The organism is Nostoc sp. 106C (assembly GCF_002154725.1).
Lineage (GTDB): Bacteria > Cyanobacteriota > Cyanobacteriia > Cyanobacteriales > Nostocaceae > Aulosira.
Genome location: NZ_MTAW01000145.1, coordinates 103,930 through 123,539 on the forward strand (window position 1 = coordinate 103,930; position 19,610 = coordinate 123,539).

General features: G+C 42.2%; 20 protein-coding genes. 12 read left to right on the plus strand and 8 right to left on the minus strand.

Translation table 11 applies throughout. The features are described 5' to 3' along the window. Positions 1-590 precede the first annotated feature (590 nt). The 4 genes from BV375_RS22530 to BV375_RS22540 all read left to right on the plus strand — a co-directional run bounded on the left by BV375_RS22530 (position 591) and on the right by BV375_RS22540 (position 4,922). The gene (locus tag BV375_RS22530; RefSeq protein WP_086764425.1) at positions 591-1,382 is read left to right on the plus strand and encodes a glutathione S-transferase family protein; all 792 of its coding nucleotides are present in this window, start codon (positions 591-593) and stop codon (positions 1,380-1,382) included. A gap of 162 nt (positions 1,383-1,544) precedes the next feature. Beyond that, the gene (locus tag BV375_RS22535; RefSeq protein WP_086764427.1) at positions 1,545-3,275 is read left to right on the plus strand and encodes an ATP-binding protein; all 1,731 of its coding nucleotides are present in this window, start codon (positions 1,545-1,547) and stop codon (positions 3,273-3,275) included. Positions 3,276-3,278: 3 nt separating this feature from the next. Beyond that, positions 3,279-3,524 (plus strand): hypothetical protein, encoded by a 246-nt coding sequence (locus BV375_RS36175; RefSeq protein ID WP_143842174.1) that lies wholly within the window; start codon positions 3,279-3,281, stop codon positions 3,522-3,524. Positions 3,525-3,938: 414 nt separating this feature from the next. After that, positions 3,939-4,922: an RNA polymerase sigma factor, RpoD/SigA family gene (locus tag BV375_RS22540; RefSeq protein ID WP_086764430.1), complete on the plus strand. Its 984-nt coding sequence runs from the start codon at positions 3,939-3,941 to the stop codon at positions 4,920-4,922. Positions 4,923-5,038: 116 nt separating this feature from the next. Here the strand turns inward: BV375_RS22540 and BV375_RS22545 are convergent, their stop codons facing one another. The 4 genes from BV375_RS22545 to BV375_RS22560 all read right to left on the minus strand — a co-directional run bounded on the left by BV375_RS22545 (position 5,039) and on the right by BV375_RS22560 (position 7,185). Next, on the minus strand, positions 5,039-5,950 hold the full coding sequence (locus tag BV375_RS22545) for a metallophosphoesterase (protein WP_166507505.1): 912 nt from the start codon (positions 5,948-5,950) through the stop codon (positions 5,039-5,041). Further along, positions 5,940-6,380 (minus strand): cupredoxin family copper-binding protein, encoded by a 441-nt coding sequence (locus BV375_RS22550; RefSeq protein WP_086764435.1) that lies wholly within the window; start codon positions 6,378-6,380, stop codon positions 5,940-5,942. Before BV375_RS22550 ends, BV375_RS22545 begins: the two co-directional genes overlap by 11 nt. A 60-nt stretch (positions 6,381-6,440) precedes the next feature. Next, positions 6,441-6,725 carry a peptidase gene (locus BV375_RS22555; protein WP_086764437.1) on the minus strand — a complete coding sequence of 95 codons (285 nt, stop codon included), beginning with the start codon at positions 6,723-6,725 and terminating at the stop codon, positions 6,441-6,443. 94 nt (positions 6,726-6,819) lie between these two features. Further along, positions 6,820-7,185: a hypothetical protein gene (locus BV375_RS22560; RefSeq protein ID WP_086764440.1), complete on the minus strand. Its 366-nt coding sequence runs from the start codon at positions 7,183-7,185 to the stop codon at positions 6,820-6,822. 373 nt (positions 7,186-7,558) lie between these two features. Here BV375_RS22560 and BV375_RS22565 point away from each other — a divergent pair, with 373 nt between their 5' ends. Both BV375_RS22565 and BV375_RS22570 read left to right on the plus strand, forming a co-directional pair. Beyond that, on the plus strand, positions 7,559-8,209 hold the full coding sequence (locus tag BV375_RS22565; RefSeq protein WP_339376857.1) for a sigma-70 family RNA polymerase sigma factor: 651 nt from the start codon (positions 7,559-7,561) through the stop codon (positions 8,207-8,209). A gap of 7 nt (positions 8,210-8,216) precedes the next feature. Then, positions 8,217-8,939, plus strand: a complete 723-nt coding sequence (locus BV375_RS22570; protein WP_086764443.1) for an anti-sigma factor — start codon at positions 8,217-8,219, stop codon at positions 8,937-8,939. A 26-nt stretch (positions 8,940-8,965) separates the two neighbouring features. Here BV375_RS22570 and BV375_RS22575 read toward each other — a convergent pair whose 3' ends face one another. Further along, positions 8,966-9,583 carry a TetR/AcrR family transcriptional regulator gene (locus BV375_RS22575; RefSeq protein WP_086764446.1) on the minus strand — a complete coding sequence of 206 codons (618 nt, stop codon included), beginning with the start codon at positions 9,581-9,583 and terminating at the stop codon, positions 8,966-8,968. Positions 9,584-9,766: 183 nt separating this feature from the next. On the opposite strand from BV375_RS22575, the gene BV375_RS22580 reads away from it, so the two are divergent. From BV375_RS22580 to BV375_RS38265, 4 genes are read left to right on the plus strand one after another with little or no spacing between them, the layout of a single operon-like run. Beyond that, the gene (locus tag BV375_RS22580; RefSeq protein WP_086764448.1) at positions 9,767-11,074 is read left to right on the plus strand and encodes an ABC exporter membrane fusion protein; all 1,308 of its coding nucleotides are present in this window, start codon (positions 9,767-9,769) and stop codon (positions 11,072-11,074) included. Next, a complete protein-coding gene (gene devC / locus BV375_RS22585) occupies positions 11,071-12,249 on the plus strand; it encodes an ABC transporter permease DevC (protein WP_086764451.1) in 1,179 nt (392 codons plus the stop codon). The genes BV375_RS22580 and devC overlap by 4 nt, the downstream gene beginning before the upstream one ends. A gap of 18 nt (positions 12,250-12,267) precedes the next feature. Further along, positions 12,268-12,969 carry a DevA family ABC transporter ATP-binding protein gene (locus tag BV375_RS22590; protein WP_086764557.1) on the plus strand — a complete coding sequence of 234 codons (702 nt, stop codon included), beginning with the start codon at positions 12,268-12,270 and terminating at the stop codon, positions 12,967-12,969. Positions 12,970-13,022: 53 nt separating this feature from the next. Continuing rightward, on the plus strand, positions 13,023-13,166 hold the full coding sequence (locus tag BV375_RS38265) for a hypothetical protein (RefSeq protein WP_243714015.1): 144 nt from the start codon (positions 13,023-13,025) through the stop codon (positions 13,164-13,166). 1,061 nt (positions 13,167-14,227) lie between these two features. Here the strand turns inward: BV375_RS38265 and BV375_RS22605 are convergent. Further along, positions 14,228-14,848, minus strand: coding sequence for a hypothetical protein (locus BV375_RS22605; RefSeq protein ID WP_086764453.1), 621 nt, complete (start codon positions 14,846-14,848; stop codon positions 14,228-14,230). 76 nt (positions 14,849-14,924) lie between these two features. Further along, entirely contained in the window at positions 14,925-15,518 is a 594-nt protein-coding gene (locus BV375_RS22610) for an ACP phosphodiesterase (RefSeq protein ID WP_086764456.1), read from the minus strand. A gap of 247 nt (positions 15,519-15,765) precedes the next feature. Between BV375_RS22610 and BV375_RS22615 the strand changes: the two genes are divergently transcribed. Further along, positions 15,766-16,479 (plus strand): rhomboid family intramembrane serine protease, encoded by a 714-nt coding sequence (locus BV375_RS22615; RefSeq protein ID WP_086764458.1) that lies wholly within the window; start codon positions 15,766-15,768, stop codon positions 16,477-16,479. A gap of 129 nt (positions 16,480-16,608) precedes the next feature. Further along, entirely contained in the window at positions 16,609-17,286 is a 678-nt protein-coding gene (locus tag BV375_RS22620; protein WP_086764461.1) for a rhomboid family intramembrane serine protease, read from the plus strand. 123 nt (positions 17,287-17,409) lie between these two features. Here the strand turns inward: BV375_RS22620 and BV375_RS22625 are convergent, their stop codons facing one another. Continuing rightward, entirely contained in the window at positions 17,410-19,584 is a 2,175-nt protein-coding gene (locus BV375_RS22625; protein ID WP_086764464.1) for a tyrosine-protein kinase domain-containing protein, read from the minus strand. Positions 19,585-19,610: the final 26 nt, after the last annotated feature.

Consider the following 19,610-nt stretch of genomic DNA (forward strand, 5'->3'; position numbering starts at 1 on the left):
ACTCAAAACCCTTTCCCTTTTACCTTTCCCCCCTCTTGCAAAAATATATTTTTGCAAGAGACCCCATGAGCTGCGTTCACAAGGAACAATGAAAATCTTAACCCTTCCTTTTCTTCTGCCTCCTGCCCTATTTTCAAGGCAGGTCTAAGGAAATGCATACTTGGCTGTGCTGCTATCCAGGTATGCGGATTTCTTAATCACTATTCTTAGTTAGAAACCAGGGAAGAGGTAAAAATGGCTATACAATCTGTGTTTATTCGATAAAATCCTAAAATTCAAAATATGTGCTATTTTATACTAAATTTTTAAGCTTATTAAAATTACGAAAAATGAAAAGAATATATGCAAATTCAGGAATAAGATGTTAGGTTAAGTTATGCATAACTATTGAAACAATATAATTATTTGATAATTGCATCCATTAGGAAATAATTTTTTGCTAAGCTAACAAGTTGCCCAAAAAACGCCTAAAAATTTAACTATATTGGCAGTTAAGTTAGTACTGAATCAATTGAATTATCAAAACGATTACTGAAACTGAAGATACAATTAGTAAAATTGCTCAATTCACTATTTATAAGGTATGCAAGATGCTGGAATTATACCAATGGGAGTTATCTCAATATTCAGAAAAAGTGCGGTTGATTTTGGATTATAAAGGGCTAGATTACCGCAAAATAGAGGTTACGCCCGGAATTGGACAGGTAGAACTGTTTCGCCTGACTGGTCAAAAGCAAGTGCCAGTCTTGAAAGATGGTAGTAGATATATTGTTGATTCTACAGAAATCGCTAAGTATTTAGACTTAGAATATCCCGAACGTCCACTCATACCGACAGATCCGAAGAAAAGGGGTGCATGTTTATTGATAGAAGAATTGGCAGATGAGTCAATAGGTGTTAAAGGTCGCAAAGCACTATTTGCTGCTATTAGTCAAGACCAAAATTTTCGTAAGTCCTTATTACCCACCTCTACACCAGATATACTCAAAAATCTAGTTGAAGGAGTACCCCGCGATATTTTGACAGTGTTAGGTTTTGGGGTAGGTTATAGTCCCGATGTCATCAAGTCTGCGATCGCAGATTTAAAGCAAGACTTAGAAGCGTTGACCCTGCTGTTAGCAGATAGCCCATATTTATTAGGAGATGAACCCAGTTTAGCTGACTTAGCAGTAGCAGGTTTATCGATATTGCTGAAGTTTCCTGATGGGCCTTATTTGAATTTACCAGCAGGTCTGCAAGGTAAAGGAGTGCCTGGTTTAGCAGATAATCCAGATTATGCACTATTCTTTGAGTGGCGCGATCGCCTTTATGCCCAATTTCGTAAACCGTTAATTGGGAATTCTCCATCAGCAAGCAGACCAACTTCAATTCAAATTGAGTAATTAGTCATTGGTCAAGGGTCAAGGGTCAAATAACAAATAACTAAGGACAAATGAAAAATGACTTTTGACCAATGACAATTTGTGCTAAAATTTCGTCGCAAGCTTGAACTCTACAACTAAAATGCAACATAAGCTCAGCCCAACATTGATGTAACTAATCAAATGAATTCTGGACAACCTTTAGGTTCAGTTACCCAAGGCTCTCTGACTGGGGGGTTAGAAGTAAGATTACACCCTGATATTTCTGTTGAAGATATGCGGGTGGGTAAGTTTTTAGTTGTGCAAGGAATGCGATCGCGCTTTTTCTGTATGCTGACAGATGTGGCGCTAGGAACTGCAAATGCACGAATTATTGCCGATCCTCCCAATTGGGAAGACACTTTTTTACGCGAAGTTTTAGCTGGAAGTGGTACATACGGCACGATTAATCTCGCGCCCATGTTAATGTTTACCCCAGAAGTAGAGGAATCTTTTTCACCTACAAATGGTAAATCTGTAAATCCTTTCGTACCATCAATGACTGGTTTGGCATCATTTCAACCACAAACCAGTACCACAATAGAATTGCTCCCAGTTAAAACTATTCCCAGCCATTTTAGCCAAGTTTATGAAGCGAGTGAAGAAGATTTTCGCAAAGTATTTGGTTGGGAAGATGATACCCACAGAAAAAACTTTTCCATCGGTAAACCTCTGGATATGGATGTGCCGGTGTGTCTTGATTTAGACCGTTTTGTGGAACGGAGTAACGGAGTTTTTGGTAAGTCGGGAACTGGTAAATCCTTTCTGACACGCTTAGTCTTAGCAGGGATAGTCCGGAAAAACGCGGCGGTAAACTTGATTTTTGATATGCACTCCGAGTATGGCTGGCAAGCTGTATGCGAAGGAAAGCAATATAGTACAGTTAAAGGTTTAAAACAGCTATTCCCCGGTAAAGTTGAAGTTTACACCCTCGATCCGGAATCGACAAAGCGTCGGGGTGTGCGGGATGCACAAGAACTATATCTTAGTTACGAACAAATAGAAGTTGAAGACGTTAAGTTATGTTCTCGCGATTTAGGACTGTCGGAAGCCGCCTTAGATAATGCAAATATTCTTTACGCTGAGTATGGTAAGGCTTGGATTCTTCAGTTATTGAACATGACTAATGAAGAAATCAAGCTGTTCTGCGAAGAGAAGCGGGGACATCAAGGTTCGATTATGTCTTTGCAGCGGAAACTTTTGCGGTTGGATAACTTGAAGTATATGCGAGCCGCTTGTCCGCAGAACTACATCAATCAAATTTTGCGATCGCTGGAAGCTGGTAAGCATGTAGTTATCGAGTTTGGTTCCCAGTCAGATATGCTGTCTTATATGCTGGTGACTAATATGATCACCAGAAGAATTCACGGGCATTACGTCAGCAAAGCCGAAAGATTCCTGCACAGTGGCAATGTCAGCGATCGCCCGACGCAACTGGTGATTACTATTGAAGAAGCTCACCGTTTTCTTGACCCGGCGATTGTCCAAAGTACGATATTTGGAACAATCGCTAGAGAGATGCGGAAATATTTCGTAACACTTTTGGTAGTTGATCAACGCCCGTCTGGCATAGATAATGAAGTTATGTCCCAAATTGGGACTCGCATCACAGCTTTGCTCAACGACGAAAAAGACATTGACGCGATTTTCACAGGAGTCTCTGGTGCTGGCAGTCTGCGATCGGTATTGGCAAAGTTAGATTCTAAGCAACAAGCCTTGATTTTGGGTCATGCCGTCCCCATGCCAGTTGTAGTCCGTACCCGTCCCTATGATGCAACTTTCTATGCAGAAATTGGCGATCCAGCTTGGGAAGAAAAGCCAGACGAAGAATTATTCGCTGCGGCTGAACTAGCTAGGGCTGATTTAGGATTTTAGTCATTGGTCATTTGTCCTTTGTTCAATCACGCCACTTGCTACCCTGCGGGAACGCTTACCCTAGCCTTCGGCAACCCCTTTGGGGAACGGGAACGGCTCCGCCGAACAGCGAACAAGCCGACGGTACTTCCTACAAGTCGGGGAACCCGTCCAACACAGTGGCTCCCCAATGCCCAATGTCTATTTCGTAACATCCCACCATTACAACAAAAAATCAGTTCGGTTATCTCGCTACTTCTCGGCAACTGAACCGGAGATTTTAGCGTCACTATAGATATAGTTAGCACTCAAAGGAAATTGATTTTTTTGCCAAACATTCCACTTTGCCCTATAATTAGAAGATTTATCTGGGCTACTTTACTATCCAATAGATTTGTCGTATCATAATAAAAGTAGAACTCATACTGACTTCATATTTTTACAGTTACTGCCAGTGACTGACGACAAGAAGAATTCTTGAAACCAGCCAGTGTATTTCTAAGAAACTACAAAATTTAGGAAGGGTAGGGGAACCTATCTCAGGGATGTACCGTCTTTTCAACGGCTGTATAAATTGCTTGCTTATGGTGGTTCCCTATGTTCCGTGATAGATGTAGTGCCTTTCCAAATCCGACTTAATTATTAAAGATTCATTGTGTTTACGGAGTAGAGGACAACGCACCAATGCCTACTGTTAACACCCAAACCGAAAACCTAAACACCAAATTCACGGCTGATATGGTGCGAACCTATCTGCGGGAAATTGGTCGTGTGCCACTGTTAACCCGTGAGCAAGAGATTGTTTTCGGGAAGCAGGTGCAACAAATGATGACACTACTAGACGCTAAAGAGGCTTTGGCGAAAAAACTGCACCGCGAACCGAGTTCATCAGAGTGGGCCGACCATGTTCGCCAATCAGAAACCGATGTGAAGCAGACAGTCGCCCAAGGTAAACGGGCAAAGCAAAAGATGATTGAGGCGAATCTTCGCTTGGTAGTCGCTATTGCGAAAAAATACCAAAAACGGAACATGGAGTTTCTGGATTTGATCCAAGAGGGAACTCTAGGATTAGAAAGGGGTGTAGAGAAATTTGACCCGACACGGGGATATAAGTTTTCTACCTATGCCTACTGGTGGATTCGTCAAGCAATTACTAGAGCGATCGCTCAACAAGGGCGTACAATTCGTTTACCGATCCACATTACTGAGAAGCTCAACAAAATCAAGAAAGTACAGCGAGAACTAGCACAAAAGTTAGGGCGATCGCCCAATCCTGCGGAAATTGCCCAAGAACTAGAGCTAGAGCCTGTGCAAATCCGCGAGTACTTGAATATGGCACGTCAGCCAGTTTCTTTGGATGTGCGAGTGGGTGATAACCAGGATACCGAGCTGCAAGAAATGCTAGAAGATGACGGCCCTTCACCAGAATATTACACCACCCAGGAATTCTTGCGGCAAGACCTAAACACCTTATTGGCAGAACTAACTCCCCAACAGCGAGAAGTTTTAGCTCTGCGTTTTGGTTTAGAAGATGGCAATGAAATGTCATTGGCAAAAGTAGGCGAAAGATTAAATCTTAGCCGCGAACGTGTCCGCCAGTTAGAGCATCAAGCGCTAGCTCATCTACGTCGTCGTCGAGCCAATGTCAAAGAGTATGTTGCCAGCTAAAAGCCAACTGCTTTTAATTAAAAGTGAGCCTCCTGAAATCAGGGGGCAATTTTTTTGTCATTTGTTATTAGTCATTTGTCATTAGTCATTTCTTCCCCTGCTCCCCCTCATCTCGCTTAAGCCAGAGTATGTTGGTCAACTTGTGTGTCATGACCAGGAGCAAATTCCACTGTGCGGAATCCCAACGCCGCTAGCAAGTTATTTTCTGGCAACTTGACAGGAGCAGGCTGTTCTCCATTTCCGGGAGCAGGTAGTGGATAAGCTGTCGATGCAGCAGTAGAAAAGCGGATATTTCCTTCCGAATGCTGAATGACTTGATGGATATGACCATTCAGTACGGTTACAGATGAGAACCGGGACAATAACGAAAGTGCTTTAGCCGAATCTGCTGTTGCCCAACCCCACTTGGGGTAAAGGTCATAAAGGGGAATATGACTAAATATAACTAAAGGAGTGTCGCGTTTTTGTGCTGCCAGGTCTTTGGCTAGTAAGTCTAGTTGTGCTTGACCAAGTTTACCTTTTCCTGTTTCACCAAAATCAAGCACGTTAGTTAGAGATACAAAATGCACACCAGAGTGATCCCACGACTGCAATCCTTCTTTTTTATCCCTTTGGTTGAAAGCTTCAGAGTAAGCTTTACCGCGATCGCCTATTGTATCGTGTTCCCCTGGCAGTGTGAACAGTGGTGCTTTCAGTTGTGACAGAATTTGTTTAGCTTGATCGAACTCCGCAGGCTTAGAAAGGTGGCTTATGTCACCTGTATGCACTACAAATGCTGGTGGTGTCGGTAATGAATTGATCGCACTGATTGCTTTCTGGAGAGTTTCTGTAACATGCTCGTTTGCTGGCTTATGAAAACCAATGTGAGTATCGCTAATTTGTACAAATGATAGCGAGGTGGAATTTAAGCGTTTTTTATCTGTAATTTCGCTGATATTACATGAGCTTAATAAGCCATTGCCACCAACAGCCCACAAGATACCCAGACCAGTCCAACCGACATGATTAATGAAGTTTCTACGTTTCATTTTTCCTCTCATTGCCTCCGGCGGAAGTTACAGTAACTGTCCCTTTCATGAAGGGATGAATGGCACAAATATAAGGAAAGGTTCCAGACTTAGCGAAGGTATGCGTCCAAGCCTCTTCTGTATCAAGCGCTTTAGAATCAAAGGAGCCATCTGTTGCCGTGACGGTGTGCGGTTCTTCATCGCTGTTGGCAAACTTTACGGTTTCGCCAACGTTAATTTTTAGGGTTGTCGGTTCAAATTTGAAATTGTGAATTTTGACATTTGCATTTGCTTTTTGGGTACTTACTTTTTCTGATTCTAGAGGTTTATTAGTTGTTACCTTTGGTTGATTCAGAGGCTTTGTAGATTGAGGGTTACAACCATAGAGATGCAACAAAGTCACTAGCAATGCAGAAGCAAATGCTACTACTATGTATGAACGATATTTCATAGCTGATAATGAGGTAAATAGAGTTAGCGATAATCACGCCAAAAGCGCACTACCCTTTGGTTAATCGCCCACTTTTCTTGGCTTATAAAGTTGAGAAAATAGACCAGTCATACTCAGACCAGTCACTAGTAAGCCGATTAATCCCAAGCCATGCAAGATGGGATAAATTCCTGCCAGTCCAAAGATTTCGCCAGTATGAACTTTGAGGAGAAATCCAGTTAACTCTGGTTGATGGAACCATTGGTCTGTTAATGTCATGCTGATACCAGTCACGATGGAAACAGTCAAAGGTAGAAAGACTGCGATCGCGATCGTGCGATGATATTTACGAAAGGCTCGTTTCATGGGCAAACTCCTTTGAAAGAGTGAGTAAGGAAAAGAACTCAAGCTGATCGACCGGATTCTTAATTCCCCAAAAGTCTTTTAAAAAATCGATTCTCTAGTCTCGATCGAGCATCGTTAGATACCCTTCAACTGCTCTGAGATAGCTTTTATCGGCTAGAGTCTGTTCAGGGAGCCGATTAGTCTTGACTGCACTCTGAACAACATCTTTAGCGCTAATTCTCCCCAATTGGTAAGCCAATATGAGGGAATTGTTACTAGGAATATCTTGGGCGCGGAAGTAACCTCGATAAGCTAGATAAACGAGATCGAAAGGTGTTAACTGACTGGTAGAAGCTTTGTTTGTCACGTTAGCGTTAAATGTCGTTAACTGAGGCTGCGATAACGTTTGAGCGTTTACAGCAGGTGCGATGGCTGTAGACATAAATACAGCCGATAAACTAGCAAGAATAAATTGTTTCATTGCTCAACTTCCTATTTAAATCAAGTAGGAGTTACGTAGTAGTCTGTCAAGATAAAAATGATGGACTGTAGTGCGGGCATCTTGCCCGCGTGAGCGAGACGCTCACACTACCAAAAATCTCTCAAAACAAAATTGACAGACTAGTAGTTAAATTTGTAGTAGCCAAGCTGTTAACTTAAATCTCTAGATAATGTTCAGTTAACTCAACTTAGTCATCTCTATCTTTAAAGACGAATGTGCTGGGATTTTGGATTTAAATTGGATTTAAATTATTTGGTAGTATTTATTCAGGCAGGTTCGAGATAAATCCAATCCACTCCAGCAATCGTCTTAATAGATAAAGGGAATTCCGTTATGTTTTGAGAAAGACGCTGTGAAACAAGGATTGGAAGCGACTCTAAAATTACCTGCTCAGGTTTATTATCAAAAACGCATGGAGCCTAGTTCTTTTCATGACAAGCCTCAAGCTCCCCCGTCGTTAACGGATGCAGAGCTATTTCAGGCACTGAAAACCAGGCAACCTTCGGCGTTGGCTATTCTTTACGATCGCTACGGTAGTCTTATCTATGGGGTAGCACTCAAAGTTTTGAAAAATTCTCAAGAAGCAGAAGACTTGACCCAAGAAATTTTTCTGGCTCTGTGGCGTAATCCTAGCTACAATCTCGACCATAACTATTTCATCAGATATCTAATTACCATGACTCGCTCACGAGCGATCGACAAACTTCGTTCTCGTGGGAGAAACTTAAAACTCCTGGAACGCTGGGGTCAAATAGAACGGCAAGAAACAGACTCTTCTACTCCTTTTGAGCAGGCTTCCTATCAAGAGCGTTCCCAGCACGTTCGCTCTGCCTTAGCACAACTTCCCCAAGAACAACGTCAGGTATTAGAGATGGCTTATGATGAAGGACTCAGCCAATCGGAAATCACCCAAAAACTAAATATCCCTTTAGGGACAGTCAAAACTCGAACCCGTCAGGGTCTGCTGAAACTGAAGCAAATCCTACGAGATTCAATTGGATAGTTGCACTATGAATAAATCTTCAACTCCTGAGTACTTAGAAGAATTAGCAGCAGGTTATGTCATAGGTGACCTCGACCCCGAAGAAGCTGAGGAATTTAAGCGACTGCTCGCAGAAAATCCGGAATTGCTCGCAGAGGTGAACCATCTACAAGAAGTAATGGGACAGATGGTTTATGGGCTAAATGAAGTAGAGCCTCCGCCACATCTTCGTTCAGCTATCCTCGAAGCTGCGGAAATTCCAGCTAACCCTACCCCAGTAGTCAAACGCTCTCCTTTACCGTGGAGTAAAATTGTTGCAAGTATTGCCGTGCTGTTAGTTCTGGTTTTAGGCTGGGAAAATTATCGCTTGCGCCAAGATCTGAGTATTGCCGAAAACGTAACTACACTACTCGAAAGTTCTGAAACTCGTCTTTTCTCCCTGAGAGGCATGGACATAGCAAATACTGCCTCTGGCAGGATAATCATGAATCCTGAGCAACAAAAAATCGCTGTATTCATCCATAATCTTCCTGCTCCGCCTGTAGGACGTGTTTATCGGCTCTGGGCAGTGGTTGACAATGAAAAGATACCTTGCGGACAGTTAAGCTCTCATCCGCAGTTCATGGTTTTAGACAAACTTTCTATTCCCCCCGACCTTTATTCGGATATATCAGGGTTAATTATTACCTTAGAATCATCCCCAACCAACTCAGATCCTGTAGGACAGGTGGTGATGAAAAGCATTCTGTAGCTATCCTTATAGTCCTGCTACCCGATCTACTTGGCGTTATTAATTATCAAGTTGGTCATGGTATCAATCAAGCGATCGCTTGCCATCGGTAAAATATCCTTACCATGCATCACATCTTGAGTGATATGGAAATAAACCAATGATCCGAGCATAATCCTGGCTGTAGCTTCTGGGTCAGGTATATTAAGTTCTGGATGCGTTGCCAAGTATTGACTGAGGGTTTCAAGTACAGGCTTAGTCATGGCACGCACACAAATCTGCGCTAACTCCGGAAAACGACCAGACTCCCCTATGATCACTCGCATAAATGCACAGTGTTCATCGTCTTGAACCATTAAATCTAATGCTTTAGTTCCTAACTGGCGCAATACATCTTTTGGTTCTCCTTCCAGGGGTACTGTACCAAAAATTAAGTTGAACTTCTTGCGTGTCAGTTGTTCGATTAAGACTTTAAATAGCCCTTCTTTATCTTGAAAGTGGCTGTAGACTGTTGCTTTAGAAACACCCGCAGCTACCGCTACCTTATCCATGCTTGTGCCAGCATAGCCATGTTTGAGGAACTCCTGCATCGCTCCTTGCAGAATTTGTTCCACTTTATCAACGGAATTATCTCGATCTACTTCGTCAACTTTTATGCGTGCCATTTATTAATTAACCTTTTTTATAAACAATTCTATAGATAATTCCAAATACTCTACGCTATTTCGGCTTTGTGAGGAATGGAGGATGAGGGGGACAAATGACTCTTGACTAAACTACTCAGTTTAGTTTAGCATAGATTGAACTAGACGGTTTAGTTCAAGATACCGCCAACAAAGGGGAATACTATGGCGCAAAACTGGAATTTAGCAGGTTTTCGAGCTTCCCAAACTATTTTTAAGTCACCAGCTATCCTGGCAATAATTACAGCTTTGGTTACAGCAGGAGCTAGTGTTTACGCGGTAACTAAGTTCCAGGCTGATTCTGGGAAAAAGCTAGAATCAGCAACGCCTATTCAACCAGTGGTAAAAACAGTAACCGCGTTGGGGCGCTTAGAACCCAATGGTGAAGTCATCAAACTATCTGCACCAACTGCTAATGAAGGAAATCGAGTAGAGCAACTGTTGGTGAAAGAAGGCGATCGCGTGAAAGTTGGGCAGGTAATTGCGATTATGGATAGTCGCGATCGCTTGCAAGCGAGTTTGGGTGAAGCACAAAGACAAGTACAAGTAGCTAAATCCCGGTTAGCGCAGGTAAAAGCTGGCGCAAAACAAGGAGAGATTGCAGCGCGTCAAGCTACTGTCAACCGTCTGCAAGTAGAACTAGAAGGAAGCATCAGAACCCAGCAAGCCACAATTAATCGCTTAGAAGCAGAATTACAAGGACAACAACAAAGTTTACAAGCAACCGTAGCACGTGTCGCCGCCGAAAAGCGCAACGCCCAGGCTGATGTGCAACGCTATGAAAGTTTATATAAAGAAGGTGCAATTTCCAATCAAGAAGTTGATCGTAGACGGCTGAGTGCAGAAACTTCTACCCAGCAGTTGATTGAAAGCCAAGCCACCAAAACTAGAACTGTCGCCACTTTACAACAGCAAATTAACGAAGCCAAAGCTAACCGCGACAAAACGATCGCCACTTTGCAACAACAAATAAACGAAGCCAAAGCTACCCTTAATCAAACTGCGGAAGTTCGCCCCACAGATGTAGCCAACGCCCAAGCGGAAGTAGACAGCGCGCAAGCTAGCGTGGAGAAAATTCAAACACAACTAAATCAAGCATATATTCGCGCTCCTAAAGCAGGGCAAATTCTCAAAATTCATACACGTGCAGGAGAAACCGTTGGTAATGACGGGATTGTGGAATTAGGCCAAACCGACCAGATGTATGCAGTAGCAGAAGTATACCAAAGTGATATTCATAAAGTGCGATCGGGGCAACGGGTAAGAGTAACTAGCGATTCTCTCCCTGGTGAGTTGCAGGGAACCGTTGATTGGATCGGGATGCAAGTACAACGGCAAAATGTAATTAACGCCGATCCTTCTAGCAATATTGACGCCAGAGTAGTAGAAGTTCATGTCCGGCTAGATCAAGCATCCAGCGCCAAAGCCGCCCAGTTTACTAATTTACAAGTCAAGGCGGTGATTGAACAATGATTGGATTTATTTCTCAACTACAACGCCGCACACCTCTAGGATGGTTGCAATTAAGTAAGCAGAGGAGTCGGTTCCTCGTGGCGCTCTCTGGCGTAGCCTTTGCAGATTTGCTAATGTTCATGCAGCTAGGCTTTCAGTCAGCATTATATGACAGCGCCACCAGGCTGCATCAAGTATTACGTGCAGATGTAGTAATTATCAGTAACCAAGCCCGCAACCTCTCCTTTATGTCTTCCTTTCCTAGAAGACGACTGTACCAGGCTGCCGATGTACCTGGTGTAAAATCGGCAGAAGCCATGTATACCAACAACGTTACGTGGAAAAATCCCCAAACCCACCGAGAGACGGGGATGCTAATTATTGGTTTCAATCCCGATCAGCCAGCTTTTAACTTACTAGAAGTTAACCGCCAATTGCCGACAATTAAACTGCCGGATACTGTTCTATTTGATGCTGCTTCCAGAGGAGATTACAAAGAAGCGATCGCTCAAGTTGCTCAAGGTAAACCTGTTACCACAGAAATAGATCGGCGGACGATTAGCATTAATGGCTTATTCACAGTCGGAGCATCTTTTGGTGCTGACGGTAGCTTGATTACCAGTGACCAGAACTTTTTGCAGCTATTTCCTAAACGACAAGCAGGTAGTGTCAGTATCGGTTTGATTCAGCTACAACCAGGTTACGAACCTAAGCAAGTAGCGAGTGCTTTAAAGTCTTATCTACCTAAAGATGATGTTAAAGTTCTCACCCACGAAGAATTCATTGCCTTTGAGAAAAACTACTGGCAAACAAATACTGCGATCGGGTTTATCTTCACCTTAGGTGTATCGATGGGGTTTGTGGTGGGGGTGATCATCGTCTATCAAGTCCTTTCCACCGATGTCAATGCCCACATGAAAGAATACGCCACATTTAAAGCGATGGGGTATAACAATCTCTATTTGCTAGGTGTGGTGTTTGAGGAAGCTTTAATTTTGGCAATATTAGGGTTTATTCCGGGAATGACAGTATCTTTAGGGCTGTATGCCTTAACCCGTGGCGCTACAAATTTACCACTGTATATGACCTTGGCAAGAGCGATTCAAGTGCTGACGCTAACTTTTGTAATGTGTATGATTTCCGGCGCGATCGCAACTCGTAAAGTTCAATCTGCCGACCCTGCGGATATGTTTTAAATGTCATTTGTAACTATTATGAATAACAAACTAGTTATTTCCGTCCAAAATCTCGACCATTACTTTGGTCAAGGTCAACTTAAAAAGCAAGTTTTGTTTAATATCAACTTAGAAATTAACGCTGGCGAAATTATCATTATGACTGGGCCATCGGGTTCTGGTAAAACCACACTATTAACTTTGGTAGGCGGATTGCGTTCTGCTCAATCTGGTAGTTTGCAAATATTAGGAAGAGAACTTTGCGGTGCGAATGCAGCACAACTAACCGAAGCACGGCGCAGTCACGGCTATATTTTCCAAGCGCATAACCTGCATGGTAGTTTAACAGCACTTCAGAATGTGAGAATGGGCTTAGAACTGCACAAGGATATTTCACCACAGGAAATGAAAAAACGCTCAGCCGAAATGCTGGAGCAAGTAGGATTAGGAAATCGCCTCAATTATTATCCTGATGATTTATCAGGGGGACAAAAACAACGAGTTGCGATCGCTCGTGCTTTAGTCAGTCGTCCTAAAATTGTCCTAGCAGATGAACCGACTGCGGCGCTTGATAGCAAATCTGGTCGAGATGTAGTTAACTTGATGCAACAACTCGCTAAAGAGCAAGGTTGTACTATTCTCATGGTGACTCATGACAACCGGATTTTAGATATTGCCGATCGCATCGTTCATATGGAAGATGGGAAGTTAGCCAAGGATCTGGCTGTTGCCGCAGTTTGAACTCAGTCTCTCTGCTACGATTGAATCTATCTAGCTTATGTTAGTAGTAAGTTATGGAGCGAGTTACATTACCAGACGTTCTCACCCTTGAAGAAGCTTCAAAATACTTACGTTTACCTGTAGAAGCGGTAGTGAGCCAAGCTAGTCGCAAAATAGAGAAAGACTGGAGATTTTCAAAGGAAGCGATTGACAACTAGTTACGTTCTCAAAGCAGCCGTTTCATACTCCTTCAACAAGCAGGTGCCTTTGCGGATGATGATTCGCTTACAGAATTGAAAGCCACAATCTATCAGGCTAGGGGACGTTCTGAAGTTGATGAGAATTGCTATCGGTAATGCACTTGCTTGATACTGATACCCTAACTCATCTCTATGCAGGAAAGGAAACCCAAATGTAGTTGAGCGATTAAGGGCTGTAGAAGATCCAGAACCACTAAATGTACAGTGTTGGGAAGTAGGGTTGCCTATCACGGCGGACTATCGCATCTGTGGTTGAACTTTCTTTAATGAAAATGCCTGAGTCTCTTTATCAGCTAGATTCTAAGCTGTGCAAGATATAATTCCCTCTCACAAGGTGAAAATGAGCGAACGCACAGTAATATTTGTAGTGTGAGCAAGATGCTCCCACTACTTATTTTTACTTGATGCCTTAGGTACGACCGAAAAGTTTTTTGTGAGAGGCGATCGCCAGAAAGCATCTAAGAGATAAATTATTGAGACATTAGTACTTATTGTGATACTCGTGGGCGAGTCTTTGATACTCATGCGCGAGTCTTTAATACTCGTGGGCGAGTCTTTGATACTCGTGGACGAGTCTTTGATACTCGTGAATGAGTCTTTGATACTCGTGGACGAGTCTTTGATACTCGTGGGCTAGTCTTTAATACTCATGGGCGAGTCTTTAATACTCATGGGCGAGTCTTTGATACTCGTGAATGAGTCTTTGATACTCGTGAATGAGTCTTTGATACTTGTGAATGAGTCTTTGATACTCGTGAATGAATTCCGAGTTAAGTGTCCTATGAAATTGTCGATGAGTCAGTAATCGGAGAGTTATCAATCGAACGGCACTTCAAGATTTTTAGTAAGATATTCGGTATTAAGTCTGTGGTTGATAGAACACAGTGCAAAAGCAAAACTCAAGATTTAATGCTGAATTGCAGTTTGGAACGGTCAAATTAGAAAATGTTTTTTGGCAAATAGTTTCTTCCTAAAGTGGAGGATGAAAAGGTAGTTCTTGAAGCTCAATTAAAAGCATTTTAAAACCATTGTCGCAAATTTTTATGTACCTCTGCCAAATACCACATATAGTCATCAATTTTGTAATTATCAGCAGCTTTAACTATATATTTTTGAGCTAAATTTAGATTATTCTCTACTTCATAATATAATCCTAGATAAAGATGACTATAAAAATTACCTTTTACTCCTTCAGATTTACCAATATTTAAAACATCATCTGGTGTGCAATTTCCTGCATATAAATCGTACACGCTTCGCATAATTCGCCGTGGGTCATTTTTCACAGTTAATAGGGAATTCCGAGCTTCTTCGACACCAGAAAAGCGAGCTATGCAGAGATATCGCCATAGTGTTTCTTCTAGATCTTGGGCATTAACTGTCAAATCTATCTCGAACTGTTGAGCGCCCTCAGCAAATCTTTCTGCATAATAATAAGATAGTCCACGTTGCCATAAATATGGTTTGAGACGGGCATCTAGTTGTTCGGCTGTATCAAAATCTTGAATAGATTCATCAATTTTTCCAAGCTGAAAGTTAACCATACCGCGACGAATATAAGCATTGGGATTTTGTGGCTGATTGCAGATAGTTTCATTCCAACGCTGGAGTTGATTTTCTAAAGAATTAGCAAAAAGCATAAGTTTTATCAGCTGATGTGCATTTAATCTGGATGATTTCAGTATTAAGGAGAAAACGTCAATCCTCAGAGGTCAACTAAGCAAGACACCAATTCTGCACATGAGAAAATAATTGTGGAAAGAATTCTTGAAAATCATACTCCAAACTATCGTAGTGAGTGATGAGTTCATTGATAGCTGGAGTTAAAATAAAATTTCTGTTGCGTCGCCGCGATAATCGTCTTGATATCCGTAAGAGACCATTTTCTACACCAGATACATTACGGTACGATCCCAACCAATCTTCAGCAGCTACGCGAGAAATTACCTCCCTGACTACCAGAGGTATCTGGCCTGGATAGGCTCGAAATGATGCGTAAATCTCTGCTGTAAACTCATCAAGAGATATGTTGGAATATTCAGTCCAATTTTTTGCCAGAAAGTGATCGTAAAAAACATCCACCAGTACCCCAGCAAATCGCCTATAGCTTGAGTCAATGCGCTGTTTACTTCGCTGCACAACTATGTGACTGTCTGTAAACCGATCAATTACTTGATGACACGCAATTCCACGCTGGAGATGAGAGTTTAATTCTTCACGAGCCGTTCCCTTGACAATGTCGGCCAGGAGATTACCTAAGCGATTCTCAACGTTTGGTTCAGACAATAACAAGTGGGCTAGCCAGTTCATAATGATAATGCTTATACCTAACTACCTGGCACGCTTGCCTACAGCAGTACAACCAGACTATTGTAATGAATCAGCACGACAGTAACAAAGTAGACACAATGTAAATTTAAAATAGTGAATTCTTGAAAGACATCGCTCATCTTCCTAAGCATAAATTATTTGTCATATCCAGCCACCAGGTAGAAGCAACTACTAGCAAAATTCAGTACTGTGAACCTAGTTGCTTATAGATGAGGAATAAACGCCGGTGGTTCCAATTAGAGATGATAATCCTACAGAAATCACGCCTTATGTAACTTTTGGGCTAATTGCTGTCAATGTCCTGGCCTTTCTTTATGAAGCTAATCTTCCCCCACGAGCATTAGATGGGTTTTTACACCTGGCGGCGGTAGTTCCGCAAGAACTCACCTTAAGTTTTGCTGGTGTATCTTTACATCAACCTGTACCAGAGTGGGCAACTTTAATCACCTCACAATTTTTGCACGGTGGTTTACTGCACCTAGCTGGCAATATGTTGTTTCTCTGGATTTTTGGTAACAATGTGGAAGATAAGTTAGGGCATTTTAAGTATTTGCTTTTCTATCTATCTTGCGGCGTTTTGGCATCATTAAGCCAGTGGTACTTTGCCCAGAATTCTAACATTCCTTCTTTAGGAGCAAGTGGTGCGATCGCAGGTGTTATGGGAGCATACATTCTGCGCTTTCCCAAAGCTGAAATTTTGGGTGTAGTACCTTTAGGGTTTTTCTTTCCGACTTTCCGAGTCCCTGCATATTTCTTTCTAGGATTCTGGTTTCTTCAACAAGCTTTCTATGGTGTCGCTAGTCTTGAAACACCCACCAACATCGGTATGGAAAGTGGTGGTATCGCTTACTGGGCCCATGCAGGTGGTTTCTTGTTTGGTGCAATTCTCGGACCTCTGTTGGGTTTGTTTAGCGACAAGCCTCAACAAAAATATTTTTAATTTTAAAAGGGGACAGGGAATACCGTTCCCTTTTTTGTTAAAGACAATGACAGGTAAAACTACCTGTACTTCGCAACTGCTAGCCACTCAAGCTATATTGCAGTTAATCAATGATTAGGAAAAACACCTGTGTTTCCTCTCTACGACGAAAATCCAACGCGAATCACCCCGTATTTCACTTACGGGTTGATTGGGATGAACATTTTAGTTTTTCTTCATGAAGTCACGCTGCGTGGTGCACGATTAGAGGAATTTTTTCAGCTATATGCATTAGTACCACGAGAGTTAACTACCAACTTTGCTGGAGAGTGGACGACGCTAATTACATCGCAATTCTTGCACGGTGGTTGGTGGCATTTAATCTCAAATATGGTTTTTCTCTGGATTTTTGGTAACAATATTGAAGACCGCTTAGGTCATCTCAAATATCTAATTTTTTATTTGACTTGCGGTGCTTTAGCTGCTTTGTGCCAGTGGTTTATTGGGATGAATTCTGCTATTCCTTCTTTGGGCGCAAGTGGTGCGATCGCAGGAGTTTTAGGTGCTTACATTATCCGCTTTCCCCACGCTAGAGTGATGACTTTAGTTTTTTTGGGATTTTTTGTTACCACTATTAGAGTGCCCGCCATGATACTAATCGGGCTGTTCATTATCCAGAATATAATTTCTGGTTTTGCTAGCTTGCAAGCCGCTGCCAACATGAGTGTAGAAACAGGCGGTGTTGCTTACTGGGCACACATCGGTGGCTTTGTTTTTGGGATAATTCTTGGCCCTTTGTTAGGGTTATTTAGTCGCGACGACTATTAGAGAAATTGGTTAGTAGTCTTGCTTTAGCGATACTACTAACCAATTCAAAGTTTTCACTGGGATGAAGAAAATTTGCTATTGAAGAACATCTTGCTAATTACCCTAACGGCAAAGCGCTATGAATTAGCTGTTCTTAGCACCTACTGAAACTTCTGCTTCTGATTGTTCTTGAGGTGAAGAGGCTGGTGATGGTTCAACTGATGCAGGCAAAGTCACGATGATATCGGCACCATTAATCACAGCCCCTAAAAGCCCCAGTTCAGATTCAACCAATTGATCGATCGCTTCACCTAGCAAGTTTTCTTGGGTATAATTTGGTCGCGCCACAATGATCATAGCGTCACTGTAGGGTTGAATTAACAAAGGGTCATTAGATAAGCTGAGTGGGCTAGTATCCAAAATCACTAAATCATAACGCTCCCGAACATCTTCCATTAACCGTCGCATTTCGCTTGATTCAAGAATTGCAGCAGATTGTCGTAAAGGTCCAGGGCTAGGCAGAATGTATAAATTTTCTACATCAGGAACTAAGCGGATACATTCACTGAGGCTGGCGTAATAGCGCAAAGGTTCAATATTAGCATCTGGGTCAGGATTAACGTTTAAGGATGAACAACCAGAAGGCGATCGCAAATCTGTTTCAATAATTAAGGTTCTTTTCCCAGCACGGGCAGAAGCTATACCTAAGTTATAAGCGCTTGTAGTCTTACCTTCAGATCTACTAACACTAGTAATCAAAACTACTTTTAAATTTTTACCACCTATACGCCGCATATTACTGCGGAACTTCTCATAAAACTCTAAATAAGGAGAATCTGGGGAAACTATAACTGGTATGGCTTCTTGATCCAAATCATCAATTGGTATTAAAGGTATTTCTCCTAAGCGTGCAACTTCTCTTTGCTTGAGGCTTTCGCGGATATCCTCTCTGGTTTTGAAAGTACCTTCTAGTGAACCCAACAAGAAGATGACGCCACCACCGATAACCAATCCCATGAAACCACCAACAGCCAATGTCACAGACATACTCTTGGGTTTAACAGCATCGACAAGCACAGTTGGTAATCTAGCAATACTGAGACTAGTGACAGTTTCTGCTTCTGCGGTTTTCGCATCGGCTAGCTTCGCTTGCATTTTGTCATAGATAGCTTTTTTCAGTGCCACTTCTTGTTCTAAACGCGATCGCTCTAATTGTTTGTTAGGTATTAAAGAATATACCTGCCGCAATCGTGCCTCTTCTCTAACTTGTTGAGCTAATTGTTGTTGTAGCGTCTCCCTTTGGGTTTGCAAAGCCACCATCTGGTTTGCCAATTCTTGTCGTGCTGGATCTAAATTACTTTGAGCACGAATATTAGAGACATTGCCAGTCAGAGGTGCTGCTGTACCGCCACCACCAACTACTTCAGCCGCGCGTTGTTGTAGTAATTCCTCAGCAGCTTCTTTCTGACGCTGCAACTGAATCATTGTTGGATGTTCAGGGCGCAGATCTTTCCGAAGCACAGCAATTTGTGATTCAATTTGATAAATTTGCGATCGCAAGCTGGCAAGAATCGGATCGGCACTCAAAGCTGAAGAAACATAAGCTTGGCTGACATTTAATCCTAACTTGTCCTGCAAACTGCGAATTTGAGCATTAATCCCAGAAATAGTCAGTTTAATTTGACGTTGCTGAGTTTGACTATTAGTAACCGCAGTTAATAAACTACCATTCTCAGACGCTAATATTGCTGGTCGCTCTCTGCGATCGTATTGTTCTAGCTTCCTTTCTGCTGCTTGCAGTTCTAACTTAGTCTGTGGTAGACGTTCATTAATTTTTAGAATAATTGCTTTTAATCGCCCCGTATTAATTTCACTGCTGAGTTTGACCATTGCTTGCATCAATGCCTGCAATACTTCTACAGCTCGCTTAGAATCACTGTCTTTATATTTCAGCTCGATGATGGTGGAATCTAATTGTCCAGTCCGAGGATTTTTCTTAGGTATAGAAATGGCGATACTTGCACCAATTTTTTTTGGCTTAACGTTGACTTTTGCTGACACAGCTTCGATCAGCTGATCTGATAGCAAAACTTGTTCATTTAATTCCTGCCCTTGTTGTTGGATTTCACTACCAGTTGCAGAGAATGAAACTGGCGGACGATTGTAAGTAAGCGCAGCATTTGCTATGTAGCTAGCTGGTGGATCGGGTTGTACAGCCACCACTACTGAACCAGCTACAACTAAGGCAAAACTGGCTAATCCAATCCATTTATATTTTTCAAAGGCAATAACATAGCGCTTAACAATTGGTGGGGTCATAGCAAATTAGTCATTAGTCATTAGTC